Source organism: Hydrotalea sp., assembly GCF_049968455.1.
Lineage (GTDB): Bacteria > Bacteroidota > Bacteroidia > Chitinophagales > Chitinophagaceae > Hydrotalea.
This window is the reverse complement of record NZ_JBMFQT010000012.1, coordinates 64666-78956: the sequence shown is the minus strand read 5'-3', so window position 1 is coordinate 78956 and position 14291 is coordinate 64666. Positions and strand designations below refer to the sequence as shown.

The 14291-nt window shown below is 36.3% G+C and carries 14 protein-coding genes; 5 read left to right on the top strand and 9 right to left on the bottom strand.

From position 1 onward, the window contains the following. Positions 1–16: 16 nt before the first annotated feature. Positions 17–1414, top strand: a complete 1398-nt coding sequence (locus ACP5P5_RS09890; RefSeq protein ID WP_428285944.1) for a TolC family protein — start codon at positions 17–19, stop codon at positions 1412–1414. Positions 1415–1419: 5 nt separating this feature from the next. Here ACP5P5_RS09890 and ACP5P5_RS09885 read toward each other — a convergent pair whose 3' ends face one another. From ACP5P5_RS09885 to ACP5P5_RS09875, 3 genes are all read right to left on the bottom strand, one after another. Continuing rightward, a complete protein-coding gene (locus ACP5P5_RS09885) occupies positions 1420–2190 on the bottom strand; it encodes an enoyl-CoA hydratase/isomerase family protein (RefSeq protein WP_428285943.1) in 771 nt (256 codons plus the stop codon). 10 nt (positions 2191–2200) lie between these two features. Further along, complete coding sequence (gene paaZ / locus ACP5P5_RS09880) at positions 2201–4249, bottom strand: phenylacetic acid degradation bifunctional protein PaaZ (RefSeq protein ID WP_428285942.1); 2049 nt, start codon at positions 4247–4249, stop codon at positions 2201–2203. Between the two features lie 165 nt (positions 4250–4414). Continuing rightward, positions 4415–4993: an adenylate kinase gene (locus tag ACP5P5_RS09875; RefSeq protein WP_428285941.1), complete on the bottom strand. Its 579-nt coding sequence runs from the start codon at positions 4991–4993 to the stop codon at positions 4415–4417. Between the two features lie 287 nt (positions 4994–5280). Here ACP5P5_RS09875 and msrB point away from each other — a divergent pair, with 287 nt between their 5' ends. Then, positions 5281–5745: a peptide-methionine (R)-S-oxide reductase MsrB gene (msrB, locus tag ACP5P5_RS09870; RefSeq protein ID WP_428285940.1), complete on the top strand. Its 465-nt coding sequence runs from the start codon at positions 5281–5283 to the stop codon at positions 5743–5745. 118 nt (positions 5746–5863) lie between these two features. Further along, the gene (locus tag ACP5P5_RS09865; RefSeq protein ID WP_428285939.1) at positions 5864–7123 is read left to right on the top strand and encodes a pyridoxal phosphate-dependent aminotransferase; all 1260 of its coding nucleotides are present in this window, start codon (positions 5864–5866) and stop codon (positions 7121–7123) included. Positions 7124–7235: 112 nt separating this feature from the next. Here the strand turns inward: ACP5P5_RS09865 and ACP5P5_RS09860 are convergent, their stop codons facing one another. After that, positions 7236–7484, bottom strand: coding sequence for a hypothetical protein (locus ACP5P5_RS09860; protein WP_111296923.1), 249 nt, complete (start codon positions 7482–7484; stop codon positions 7236–7238). 210 nt (positions 7485–7694) lie between these two features. Here ACP5P5_RS09860 and ACP5P5_RS09855 point away from each other — a divergent pair, with 210 nt between their 5' ends. Together ACP5P5_RS09855 and ACP5P5_RS09850 are read left to right on the top strand one after the other, a co-directional pair. Continuing rightward, on the top strand, positions 7695–8807 hold the full coding sequence (locus tag ACP5P5_RS09855; protein WP_428285938.1) for a glycosyltransferase family protein: 1113 nt from the start codon (positions 7695–7697) through the stop codon (positions 8805–8807). Between the two features lie 36 nt (positions 8808–8843). Then, on the top strand, positions 8844–9779 hold the full coding sequence (locus ACP5P5_RS09850; protein WP_428285937.1) for a DMT family transporter: 936 nt from the start codon (positions 8844–8846) through the stop codon (positions 9777–9779). Here the strand turns inward: ACP5P5_RS09850 and ACP5P5_RS09845 are convergent. The 5 genes from ACP5P5_RS09845 to ACP5P5_RS09825 all read right to left on the bottom strand — a co-directional run bounded on the left by ACP5P5_RS09845 (position 9739) and on the right by ACP5P5_RS09825 (position 14284). Then, positions 9739–10242 carry a SixA phosphatase family protein gene (locus ACP5P5_RS09845; RefSeq protein ID WP_428285936.1) on the bottom strand — a complete coding sequence of 168 codons (504 nt, stop codon included), beginning with the start codon at positions 10240–10242 and terminating at the stop codon, positions 9739–9741. The genes ACP5P5_RS09850 and ACP5P5_RS09845 overlap by 41 nt on opposite strands. Before the next feature lie 14 nt (positions 10243–10256). Beyond that, a complete protein-coding gene (locus ACP5P5_RS09840; protein WP_428285935.1) occupies positions 10257–12104 on the bottom strand; it encodes an amidophosphoribosyltransferase in 1848 nt (615 codons plus the stop codon). Positions 12105–12159: 55 nt separating this feature from the next. After that, on the bottom strand, positions 12160–12723 hold the full coding sequence (locus tag ACP5P5_RS09835) for an NADPH-dependent FMN reductase (RefSeq protein ID WP_428285934.1): 564 nt from the start codon (positions 12721–12723) through the stop codon (positions 12160–12162). A 122-nt stretch (positions 12724–12845) separates the two neighbouring features. Beyond that, complete coding sequence (locus ACP5P5_RS09830; RefSeq protein WP_428285933.1) at positions 12846–13373, bottom strand: YceI family protein; 528 nt, start codon at positions 13371–13373, stop codon at positions 12846–12848. Between the two features lie 38 nt (positions 13374–13411). Beyond that, positions 13412–14284: a pirin family protein gene (locus ACP5P5_RS09825; protein WP_428285932.1), complete on the bottom strand. Its 873-nt coding sequence runs from the start codon at positions 14282–14284 to the stop codon at positions 13412–13414. Positions 14285–14291 lie beyond the last annotated feature (7 nt).

Here is a 14291-nt window from a genome sequence, read left to right as displayed (position 1 = left end):
ATGTAGCCGCATGTGTATGAAATCATATTTATTTTGGGTATGTAGTATTATAGTTTCGCCATTGAGTCTTTTGGCGCAAAACGAAACTGTGTTTTCAATAAACGATTATTTACAATCAGTAAAAAAGAATCATCCTTTGGCAAAGGTTGCCTCACTTTCGGTAACCGGAGCGGAAGCAGAAATTACAAGTGCCAGAGGAGAGTTTGATCCTGTTATTCAATACAACAACCATCAAAAAACTTTTAATAATACCAACTATTATTATTATAACAATGCCGAACTAAAAGTGCCCCTACCTATAGGTATGGACATAAAGGCAGGTGCTGAAGATAATGGCGGTAATTACATTACCCGCGAAGTTACTACCGGTCAAACCAGTTATTTAGGGGCAGAAGTAGCTGTTCTAAAAGGAATGTTGATGGATAAGCGAAGAGCCGCTTTACAACAAGCTAAAATTACGGCTAAACAAACACAGCAACAGCGCAATGCTGCTATCAATGATTTGTTGTTGGATGCTGTAAAGCAATACTGGCAATGGTATTCGGCGTTTGCACAAAAAAAATTGTATGAAAAATTTTTGAGCATTGCCAAAAACCGATTGCATTTAATGGTTATTGCTTACCAGCAAGGTGATAAAGCTTTGGCTGATACAATTGAAGCGAATGCGCAAGTACTAAATTATATTGCTTTACTAAATGATGCAGATGTAAAGCTGAATAAAGCAATATTACAACTAACCGATTATTTGTGGGATGAAAACGAAATGCCTTATCTGCTGCCGCAAAATTATGTGCCCGACACTACTGCATTACTCGATTATAATGTTACTATTAATTTACCTGAACTCATTACTGCCGCTATCAATAACCATCCGGAAATTAGAGCATATGCATTTAAGTTAGATGGCTTAGAGGTAGAACGAAAATTAAAATGGCAGAATTTTTTACCTACACTTAACTTAAAAGCAAACTTATTAAATAAAGGTTATAATGCATTATACAAAGTGAATGATGTAGCTTTTTTGGAAAACAACTATAAGTTTGGAATTGATTTTAAAGTACCCTTGTTTTTAAGAAATGCCCGGGGCGATTACAAAAAAACACAAATAAAAATTGAACAAACGCAATTGAATGTAACTGCTAAAAAATGGCAATTGCAAAATAAAATAAGCATGTACTATAACCAAAACCATTTGTATGCAGAACAGTTGCAGCAAATAAATAGTTTGGTAAATAGTTTTGAAATATTACTTCGTAATGAATTATTGAAATTTAATAACGGTGAAAGTTCCTTGTTTTTAATCAATGCTCGTGAGTCTAAATTATTGGAAACCAAACAAAAATTAATTGAACTTCAAACCAAGTTAATTACCTCAAAATATGAAACTGAGTGGGCCGCCGGTATTATTCAATAATGCTATTATTTTTTGTTGTTTTTAAAATGTTGAATGAATTGTTTGGTATGTTCGCTTAATACTAATTTCCCACTAACGGCAGCGCGTTGGTGCAATAGCTCATCCCAATGTGAAGTGCCTTGCCAAAAAATATGTTTCAATTCCTTAATAGCATCAAAATTGCTGTGAGCCAAAAAATTACTTAAGCGATGAATGCTTTCATCCATACCTTCTTTATCGGCATGTAATTCAGCATAAAGCCCTTTTTGTTTGGCCCATTCTGCCGGACGCCAGTTGGTGGCATCAATGGCTAATTGTGAAAAGGCTGATAATCCAATTTTTCTTTCAACAGCCGGCCCAACTACAAAAGGTCCAATGCCAACTGCTAATTCACTTAATTTAACATCAGCACCGGAAGTGGCAATGGCATAATCGGCAGCGGCTGCAATGCCTACTCCTCCACCTACACATTTACCTTGAATGCGGGCAATAATTAATTGCGGTGCTTTACGCATGGCATTAATAACATGTGCAAAGCCACTGAAGAAACGATGGCCGGCTGTTTCATTTTGAACGGCTGCTAATTCTTCAAATGAAGCCCCTGCGCAAAATGCTTTTTCGCCACCGGAACGTAGTACAATTACTTTTATATCTGCATTAATACTTTCGTTATGAATGGCTTCGGCTAACTCATTTAAAAGATGACCGGGCATTGCATTGCTTTGTGGATGAAAAAATTCAATCATGCTAATGCCATTGCTGTGATGTACATGTACATATCCTTGCTCGTTATTCATATAAGCTGTTTTATTGTTCTAATTTTTTTACCATAGTAAGTATTGTAGCAATGCCAATAAGTTCATCATTTTCATCATCAATCATTTCAACCAGCCATTTCACAATGCCACGTGCAATGTCAGTAGGTTCTTTCTTATCCTGACTAATTTTTTCTTTACAAGTAAAGCGAACATGAAAACTCATGCCCGGATATACCGGTTTAGTAAAACGAAGTTCGTCAATTCCATAATTCAACAATACCGGATTTTTTTCATAACTATCTACAAATAAACCAGCCGATAAACTTAATAATAAGTAACCATGTGCAACTTGCTGTGTAAACATTGTTCCTTCAAAATTGGTGTTTCGTAGGTGGGCATAAAAATGATCGCCTGAAAGGTTGGCGAAAGCATCAATTAACTCCGAAGTCATGGTCATGCTTTTGGTAATGAGTTGATACCCTATTTCCAGTTCTTCGAAATGTTTTTTAAAAGGATGAATGGTAGCTGCAATTCCGGTAGCATTGGTTTGATATTGCTGTAATACAGCGGTTAGCATATCGGGTGAGCCTTGTAGGGCAACACGTTGCATATAATGGTGAATACCTCTTAAGCCACCCATCTCTTCGCCACCACCAGCACGACCGGGTCCTCCATGTACCAACATTGGTAACGGTGATCCATGTCCGGTATTTTCTTTTCCGCATTGTTGGTTCAATATTAAAATTCTTCCATGGTAAGTACCGGCTTCTATTACATATTCTCTTGCCGTATTTCGGGAAGCAGTTACAATGGTAGATACCAATGAGCCTTTGCCTAATTTAGTAATGGTAATTGCTTCTTCTAAATTTCGGTAAGGCATTAAAGTGGAAACAGGGCCAAAAGCTTCAATATTATGTACTTCTGAAGTATGTAAAGGTTGGTTATTACGCAATAATAAAGGACTGACAAATGCGCCGGCTTTCGCATTTGCATCTACTATCTCAACTGTTTCTAAATTGCCATATACCAATTCACTTGTTTTCAATAATAGGCTAACTTGTTTTAGTACTTCTGCTTTTTGTGTTTTTCCTGCCAAACTTCCCATTCTCACTTTTTCATTCAGCGGATTGCCTATAACAGTTTGTGATAATGCTTTGGATAAATCATTTTGTACTAAATCTATTTTATTTTCAGGAACCAAAATACGGCGAACACCCGTGCAACGTTGCCCACATTTTAAAGTCATTTCTCTTCTAACTTCTTTAATAAATAAATCCCATTCCGGCATACCGGGTTCAACATCTTCAGCTAGAACAATGGCATTGAGTGAATCGGCTTCCATTGTAAAAGAAACATTGTTTTGCAAAATGGTAGGATTACTTTTTAACTGAAGACCTGTGTGTGCACTACCAGTAAACGTAATGGTATCCTGTGCATTTACTTCATTTAATAAATTGCCTGTACTACCGCATAATAGTTGTAAAGCCCCTTCGGGTAGTATTCCTGAATTCACCATATGCTTTACAACAGCCTGGGTTAAATAGCAGCCCACTGTAGCAGGTTTTACAATAGCAGGTACACCCGCCATAAAATTAACCGCAATTTTTTCCAGCATTCCCCAAACAGGAAAGTTATAGGCATTTATATGTATGGCAACACCCTCTTTAGGCAGTAGCAAATGGTGCCCCATAAAAGTTTTGGCTTTACCTAGCATATGAGCTTCCCCTTCAGGCCAATAAGGTAAATCGGGTAATTTGCGGCGTAATGAAGCATAAGAAAAAAGATTGCCAATACCCCCTTCAATATCAACCCAACTATCGGCTTTGGTTGCTCCTGTTTTATAGCTTAAACTATATAATTCCGGTAAATGTTGCTGTAAATGTAAAGCCAGCGCTTTTAACATTAAGCCACGTTGTTGAAAGGTCATTTTACGTAAAGCTTTATTCCCTTTTTGGCGAGCAAAGTCAAGCAGTTCGCCCATATTAAACCCTTCCGTACTGGCTGAACCAATATATTCTCCTGTAACTGCATGGTATAAAGGTTGGCCTTCCCCTTTGCCTGTTATCCAACGGCCTAAAATATAACTTTCTATTATCATATGAATGATTGAAAAATATAATTAAATGAGTGCTTCAAAAATAAGTAAAAAGCAGTTTGAATACTAATGGATGTTAGTTTGTAAGGGTAAGGAATAAAAAAACCCACTAAAGTTTATTATACTCAAGTGGGTTAGCAGTTGGTTTTGGTAGCCAATATCGTACTACTAAGACAAGCGTTTGTTAATTTCGCTGCACAAACTGTTAAAAATTTCTTCTACAGTTCCTTCACCCTTTACTTCAACTACTTTTTTAAATTTGGTATAATAGTCTTTTACTGCAGCCGTCTTTTTATTGTATTCTTCAATACGTGCTTTAATAATAGCCTCATTGGTATCATCGCTTCTACCACTGGTTAAACCGCGGTTTAATAGGCGTTTTATTAATTCGGCTTCACTTACTTCTAAAGCCAATACAACGTTAATTTGCGTGTGTTTTAGTTGCAATAAAGCATCTAATGCTTCACATTGTGCTTTGGTTCGGGGAAAACCATCAAATAAAAAACCCTTGGCATTGGGGTTTTGCTCTAAAGCGGAACTAATCATTCCAACCACTACTTCATCTGGTACCAATTGGCCCTTATCCATTAAACTTTTCGCTTCTAAACCTAAAGGGGTTTGGGCTGCAATTTCACTTCGTAGTAAATCGCCGGTGCTTAAATGTTTTAATTGGTATTGCGCCACTAATTTTTCACTTTGTGTACCTTTTCCACTACCGGGAGGGCCAAACAGAATAATATTAAACATAGCCTCGCACTCAATTTATTGTGAGGAACAAATATAAGTGTTGCACTTTACATTTCCTTAACAATTGAACAATGATATTGAATAACTGTTATTAAAATTTGCTAAGTATTATACAAAATCCAATACTAATAGCTTTTCGTAACTTTATATACCTTTTGTAAGAAATTGAATGTTGTTTATTTTTTAAAATTTATAAAATGAAGCCCTTTTTATCTTTTGTAGTGTTGTTAGTGCTTTTAACAAGCATGCTGAGTTGTTCAGGGCAACCAAAAACAAAAATTAATCATATGGATAGTGTAACCAACCAATCACAACTTGGAGGCGATTCAAACAATTACAACAAAACCGATGCTGAATGGAAAAAAATTCTTTCGCCGGAAGTATATTACATTGCCCGCCAAAAAGGTACGGAACGTCCTTTCACAAGTAAGTTTGAAAACTTTCATGAAGTGGGCACCTATTATTGTGCTGTTTGTGGTAACCCCTTATTTAGAAGCGATACCAAATTTGATAGTGGTTGTGGATGGCCCAGTTTTTACGAGCCAATCAGTAAAACATCTGTGATATATCTACCCGATAACAGTTATGGCATGAAACGAACTGAAGTGGAATGTGGTCGTTGTAAGTCGCATTTAGGACATGTTTTTGAAGATGGTCCTCCGCCCACCGGTTTACGCTATTGTATTAATGGTGTTGTTCTTGATTTTAAAAAAGCGCAAGAGGCAGAAAAAAAATACAACGCAAACCATTGATAGAGTGAAAAATTAGTGTAAAGGCTCCCATTGTCGGAGCCTTTTTTTATGGCAAAGCGGGATTAAAACCTTAATTTTGCTAACAATTGTAAGCTTTTTTATTTATAAAACAATAGTAATGACAAAAGTGAGTAAACTGGCTGAAAGCCTTATTGGAAGCGAAATAGTTAAGTTGGGAAATGCCATTAGCGAAAGAATGAAGCAAGGCGAAAAAATATACAATTTTACTATTGGCGATTTTGATTCATCCGTATTTCCAATTCCTGCAGAATTGGAACAATTAATTATTGAAAGCTATCAACAAAAATATACCAACTACCCACCAGCAGATGGTATAGCCTCTTTAAGGAAAGCGGTGGCAGCCTTTATTGCTAAGTATGAAGGGATAAATTATCATGATAATGAAATACAAATTGCTTCTGGAGGACGACCATTAATTTATACTTTATTCCAAACATTGGTTGATGCAGGTGATAAGGTAATTTATGGGGTACCCTCATGGAATAACAATCATTATGTGCATTTAACAGGAGGGCAGCATTGTACAATTTATTGTACTCCTGAAAATAATTTTATGCCTACTGCCGATGATATTGCTAAACACATAAAGGGGGCTACGTTACTTTGTTTATGCACTCCTCAAAATCCTACAGGTACAACATTATCAAAGGAAGAACTAGAAAAAATATGTGATTTGGTGATAGCCGAGAATAATAGCAGACCTGCCGATGCAAAAAAATTATACGTAATGTTTGATCAAATGTATTGGACACTTACCTATGGGGCCATTCAACATTATAACCCTGTTACATTAAGGCCTGAAATGCGAAACTATACTATATTTATTGATGGTATTTCAAAAGCATTTGCTGCTACCGGTGTTAGAGTAGGTTGGGCATTTGGTCCTGCTGCCATCATAGCTAAAATGAAAGCTATTTTAAGTCACCTGGGCGCATGGGCACCCATGGCTGAGCAACAAGCTGTTGCCAAGTATTTACTTCAACATGAAGCGATTGAAAAATATTTACAACAATACAAGCAAGCTTTAGCATTAAGGTTAAACCGAATTTATGAAGGAATAAAAAGCCTACAACAAAAAGGGTATACCGTTGATGCAATTGCACCACAAGCCGCCATTTATTTAACAGTTCAAATAAATTTAGTGGGTAAAAAAATGCCTAATGGCGAAGTGTTAAAAAATCAGGAAGCAGTTACCAATTATATTTTGTCGGAGGCTAAAATTGCTATTGTTCCCTTTTATGCTTTTGGTGCAGATGTAAATAGTAATTGGTATAGATTAAGTGTAGGAACCTGTCGTGAAACCGATATTGAACCTATGCTCACCGGTTTAGAAAAAGCACTGGCTTCTCTTCAATAAATGACAAAGTTTGTACCATATAAAAAGGCTGCGATTGTTTGCAGCCTTTTTTGAATTTTTTATGTAAGGAAGATAAGATTTAGCCGTGTAAATGAGTAAAGCAGAACTATTTTTAGTTTTTGTTGCAAATAAATACAAATGGTTTGTGCAAACGATCTTTAATGGCTTGTTGCATTAAATGTTGCGAACGAATAATTTTCGATCGATTAAGATCAATTAATTCGTTGGCTATGCAATAATTCCTAAAGTTTTCGGCACGGTGTAACAATAGGTTTAACTGTGCAACTTCATTGGCAAAGTCATCGGGGCCAATAAATTCACTTTTAGAAAGTACTAAAAGATCTCTGCTGCCGTTTTTCATATTTATCTCATTCGTTTGGGGGGTTAAAAGAAATATTTATACGGGTTTATATACCGGACACATGCAATGCTTTTTATAATTTGATTTGCCTAAAATTCCACACGATGCTAAAGCCATCATCATTATTATTAACAGAACAAGTTGTATTTTGTTGCGCTGTTGAAACATAAGTTAACATCTAGGTGTGAAAAATTAAAAATACGGTATAAATTGGGAAAAAAGAACAGCCTTACCAATTATTCGGTAAAAATTTATGGAAAAAATGTGCTGGTAACCCCACTCGATTGGGGACTTGGCCATGCCACCCGCTGTATTCCCATTATTAAAGCATTGATAATCAATGGATACCATGTAACTGTGGCAGCTTCCGGAAAATCAATTCAATTATTACAAGCCGAATTTCCTGAAATTACAATTGTAGACATCCCCGGTTATTCTGTTCAATATGCAAAAAATGGCTTTATACTTCCTTTTAAATTAATGTTGCAAGTGCCTAAAATATTGAGGGCTATTCGACATGAAAACCAATTGCTTAAAAAACTGGTAAAGCAATACCAAATTAATTGGGTAATTAGTGATAACCGGTTTGGAATGTACCATGCTCAAGTACCTTGTACATTCATCACGCATCAGTTAACTATCATGGCACCCTACAATTGGTTACGTAGTTTGTTACAAAGCATCAATTATAGGTATATTCAAAAGTTTAATGAATGTTGGGTGCCGGATATGGGTTTGAATGGTGGCATTGCTGGTATGCTTTCACATCCTAATCATTTGCCCAGTGTACCTGTCAGTTATATTGGTTTATTGTGTCGGTTTAATTTGACATTGCCTCAGCAACAGAACTATCAATATGATTATTGTTTTTTATTATCTGGACCAGAACCGCAACGTAGTTTGTTGCAGGCAATGATAATTGAGCAAACACAAAACATTCATGCACGAATCGTTATTTTATTAGGGCAGCCTCAAATACCCGGTGCAAAAGTTAAATCAAAACATAGAGTTTTAAACCACGCCTCTGAAAATGAATTGCAACAAATTATACAATCAAGCCGTTTTGTAATTGCCCGAAGTGGTTACACTTCCGTTATGGAATTACTATGCCTTCAAAAAAAATGTTTATTTATTCCTACACCCGGCCAAACAGAACAAATGTATTTGGCGGAAAGATTACACGCATTAAAAATGGGGTTAATGGTGCCTCAACATTCTCTTGAATTAAGTAAACAATTGCCCTTGTTAGAGCAATATGATTTTGCTGCCATTCAGCCTGAAGTATTTGCTCCACAAAAATTAATTGAGCTGCTGCCTACTTAATTGAATAAGCAATACCCTTACCGTTATATTTGCAATATGTTTGTGAACAACAAGTGGAAAGCACAAGGTGCAGTAATTATTACCAATTTGCTATTTGGTGTAAATTATGCTGCTGTTAAACACATAACGCCCCAGTATATTTTACCATTCGGATTGAATTTTGCAAGGGTAATCACGGCATTACTATTATTTTGGTTGTTATACATTATTAAACCTGTAGGAAATGCAGGTATTCAACGTAAGCATGTGCCTTTGTTTATGTTATGCGGACTAACCGGTGTTACAATTAATCAGTTGTTTTTTATAAAAGGGTTATCACTTACTTCTTCCATTCATGCTTCTTTATTAGCACTAGCAACGCCAATATTCATTACATTTATTGCTGCCTGGATATTGCAAGAACGGGTAACTGTTGTTAAAATTTTAGGATTGATTTTAGGAGTTGGTGGCGCTGCCATGTTGATAGTATTAAAACAAAATACACCTAACAAGCAAGATAGTTTGTTAGGCGACATGTATATTCTGATTAATGCAATTTCTTATGCTTTTTATATGGTTTGGGTAAGACCATTAATGCAAAATTATTCTCCATTGCATGTAATGCGTTGGGTATTTACTTTTGGAGCAATTTTTTTAATACCTTTTTGTTGGAACGATTTTTTTAAAACCAATTGGCAATTGTTTGGTGCATTTGAATGGTTGATGTTGACATTAATTTGTGTTGGAGCAACTTTTGTAGCCTACTTGTTTAATGTGTATGGCATTTCTAAAATTGGTGCATCGGCTACCGGTAGTTATATATATACACAACCGGTATTTGCGGCTATAATTGCTGTTTGGTTATTGGGCGAACAGTTTACCTTAATAAAGTTATTGGCCGGCATTTGCATTTTTGCCGGTGTGTTTTTGGTGAATGCTAAAAAAAATATATTTAATTTTTTTGGGGGGCAAGAAAAAACAAAAATTGCTTAGCTGCAGTACCAAAATGCTGCCAACTTTTCGTATTCACTTGAATGCCTACCATACCACATGTTGGTAACGGTACAATGTCATTTCTATAGTTCGAACATTTGTATGCAAACTCTGAGATGCCGGTGTTGTGTGAAAAAAGTGCAATGGATTGTATGTTGTCATCTAATCCTTCTACTACTTCAAAAAATGTGGATACATCAGCATTGTACAGTTCTGGTGCTTCAATGATGGATTGATTTAACAACATTCCATTGTGTTGATATGCCTTTAAAAAATGCTTTGCAGTGCTTAAAGCCCTTAATGCATTACTTGATATGATGGCGTCGAGCTTAATATTTTCATGCAACAATTTTTGCGCCATTTCATCCGCTTCTTTGTGGCCTTTTTCGGTTAATGTTCTTTCAAAATCTGTTGGGGCATCAATGTTGGTTTTTGCATGCCTTACAATGATGAGTTGTTTCATAGTATTGGTGTGGTTTAGTATCCTCGAATGTTTTTACCCTCCATATAATTCATAAATGCTCTATTGCAAACCCTATTTCCACCAGGGGTTGGGTAATTACCGGTAAAGTACCAATCGCCGGTGTTGGTTGGGCATGAATGATGCAAATCTTCAATGGTTTGAAAGATAACTTCAACCGAAAGGTTTAATTCCGGAGGTGTAATTAATTGGGCAATTTCAGCTGATATTTCTTCTGTTGTGAAAGGTTTATATACCTGCCTAACCATATTTTCAGTATGCAATTGATTATTCCTTTCCATTTCTTTGCAGGTATTGAATAATTCTATCAAATTGCTTTCAATACCTCTTTTTTTGTGTAATGAAAGCGCTGCTTTAAACGCAATAAAATCGCCCATTTTGCTCATGTCAATGCCATAGCAATCAGGGTAACGAATTTGTGGAGCTGAAGAAACAACAATAATTTTTTTAGGCTCCAACCTGGCTAACATACGGATAATACTTTCTTTTAAAGTGGTACCTCTAACAATGCTATCATCAATTACAACCAGGGAGTCTTCATTTTTTTTAACAGTGCCGTAAGTAATATCGTAAACGTGTTGCACCATTTCATTCCGGTTATTGTCTTCCGTAATAAAGGTGCGCAGCTTAACATCTTTAATGGCTATTTTTTCCTGGCGAATTTTACGGTTAATCATTTCTTGTAACTTCTCTTCCGTAACATCGGTACCCCAGCTTAAAATGCGTTGTATTTTGATTTGGTTTAAATATTCTTCCATGCCTTTTACCAAACCATAAAAGGCTACTTCAGCAGTATTGGGTATATAGGAAAAAATGGTTTGCTTTAAGTTGTAATCAATAGCTTCTAAAACGGTTTTACTCAAATGGTGACCTAAAGCAATTCTTTCTCTGTAAATTTTTTCATCGCTACCGCGAGAAAAATAAATACGTTCAAACGAACAAGCACGGCGTTCTTTAGGAGGTAAAATTTGGTGAATTTGGAATGCTGCCTCGTTGTTTACTATTAAAGCACAACCGGGCATTAATTCTTTTACTTCATTTTCACCAACATTAAATGTAGTTCGAATGGCTGCTCTTTCACTGGCAGCAACAATAAACTCATCATTGGCAAAATAATAAGCGGGTCTTATGCCATGTGCATCGCGCATTACGAAACTATTGCCATTACCGGTTAAGCCGCCAATGGTATAACCCCCATCAAATAAAGGTGTGGCTTTTTGCAGCACATCTACAATTGATGCATTATTGGGGTTGGCTTCATCTTCTTTTACTAAAAAATGATGCACTACTTCCATCATGGCCGCTAAATCGCTTTGCTTTTGAAATTCGCCGGGCTCAATGTTTAGTAATTGATATAGTTCATCTGTATTGACCAAATTGAAGTTGCCGGCCAAAGCCAGGTTACGACCGGGTATTAAATCGCGTTTTATAAACGGGTGACAAAATTCAACATTGTTTTTCCCCTGTGTGCCATAGCGTAAATGCCCCAACATTAATTCGCCCAGCATAGGCAAATGACCTTTTAATAATTCGGGGTGCTGACTAATGTCTTTCTGGTATTTTTCAAGTTCTTTAACTTCTAAACCTATTTTTTGAAAAATTTCGGCTATTGATTGGGGAATTGCACTGCGCATTCTGTTTAAAAATGCATAACCATTGGGTACATTTAGTTTTACGGAAGCAATGCCGGAACCATCTTGTCCACGGTTATGTTGCTTTTCCATTAAAAGGTACAACTTATTAAGGCCATACAAAGCCGTACCATACTTTTCTAAATAATAAGGCAATGGCTTGCGCAACCGAATAAAAGCCAAGCCACATTCATGTTTTATTTCGTCGCTCATGTAATGCGTATAAAAAGAAGTGGCGAAGTTACAACTCCGCCACTGTATTGAAAGGTTAATTATAGGAAGTTACCTGTTCCGGATGCAAACTTTCTGCTAACCAAAGAAATTCCTTAATGAAAATGTCAATATTTTTCTGGAATGCAGGGTCTAATATTTCGCCTTCGGCACTAAATTTTTGATCAACAAAAGGAGTTACTAATAAATAGGGTGAAGCAATACCAAATAATGCGGCTACTAAAAGTAATAGTTGCTGTGCACTACGCATGCCACCCAACGCACCTGTTGAGGCCGTTACAATACCAAATGGCTTATGTGTTTGCTTAGGAAAATGATCTAATAAATTTTGCAATGCTGCAGAATAACTGCCATTGTATTCCGGTGTAACCAAAATAAACGCATCGGCAGCAAACATACGTTTGGCTAATGGTTTTAAATGTTCCGGTGCGTGTTCTTCAATGGTAAATACTTGTTGCAATAAACCAATTTCCCAATCCTTAACGTCAATAATTTGTACTTGGTGTGCAGTATGAGTACTTAAATAATTTTTTAAGAAAATAGCTAATCGTTGTGTAACGCTGTTTTTTCTTGGGCTGCCTGCTATAATTTCAATATTCATGTTTATAATATATTCATTTTACAACACCAAAGGCACAAAATAGTTGCCTAAAGTGTTGTTGAATTTGGGAAAAAGCGGGATGGTTTTTGGTTGAAATACCTTCATCCCGCTTGAAAATACAACTATGCTTGCTTGGTCAATTCAATATTTAAATGAAGTTTTACTTCATCACTTACAACAATGCCCCCTGTTTCGGTAGTTGCGCTCCAGGTAAGACCAAAATCTTTACGGTTGATTTTACCTTCAATTTCAAAACCTAATTTAGTTTGTCCCCATGGGTCAATAATTTGTCCGCCATAAGTAACTTTTAATGTAACGGGTTTGGTTACATCTCTAATGGTTAGGTTACCAGTTAAATTGTAAGTTTCTTCATCTAATTTTTGAATAGCAGTGCTTTTAAATGTAAGCTTTGGGTATTTTTCTGCAGCAAAAAAGTCATCACTTTTTAAATGTCCATCTCTTTGATCATTACCGGTAGTAATGCTATTTACCAATGCTTCGAAATCAATAGATGCATCAGTAAAATCAGCTTTTTCTGCTGTCATTGATCCATCAAATTCTTTAAATTGCCCTGTTACACTGGCAATCATTAAATGTTTTACTTTAAAAGCTACTTCGCTGTGTGCAGCATCAATTTTGTAAGTTGCCATTTTTTTTGTTTTTAATGTTGAATGAATATTTGTTTAGTTTAATTTGCTTCTTCAATTAATACGCCCATTTTACCCATCTGGTAATCTTTAAAAGCTTGTAAAATTTCTGTTTGGTTATTCATTACAAATGGTCCGTGAGCGTAAATGGGCTCATTTAAAGGCTCGCCACTACCAATGAATAATGCACTATTTTCTAGAGCTTCAATTGTAAACTCGTTGCCTTGCTTTTCCAATAAAGCCATATGCTTTTTATTGATTGTAGTTTCATTGTTGTAAACAACACGCCCATTTAAAACGTAAACAAGTGATTGGTGTTTAGCAGGAATGTGGAAAGTATATTTTCCACCTGCTTTTATGTTTACCATAAAAGTATTTACCGGCGTAAATGTTGGAATAATACCCTTTTTACCCTCCAGCTCACCGGCAGGCACTAAAATCTCTACCAATCCGTCTTCTGTTGTAATAGTTGGGGTATCGGCCTTTGTAGCGGGATAATAATGCGGTTGGTCCATTTTATGAGCGGCCGGGGTATTTACCCAAACTTGCAATAATTCTTGTACACCTCCATGTTCAAAAATGTTAGCGGGTACACGTTCGCTGTGAATAATGCCCATTCCGGCATGAATCCATTGTGTTCCACCTTCATAAACAATGTGGTTATTGCCCCTGCTATCTTGATGATGGACCCCTCCTTTATAAATAAAGCTGATGGCTGAAAATCCGCGGTGGGGGTGAGGGCCAACACCTTGTATATGTGTGGGAATATTGGGATCGGCTTTGGCTATGCCATGGTGAAAAACCAAAAATGGGTCATAAAAGCCTTGCTCATATGGTAATAATTCCTGCACATCAATACTGCCCACTTTAGTGGGTGAACCTGCTATGATGCTTTGTATTTTTTTTATTGACATTTTTTTC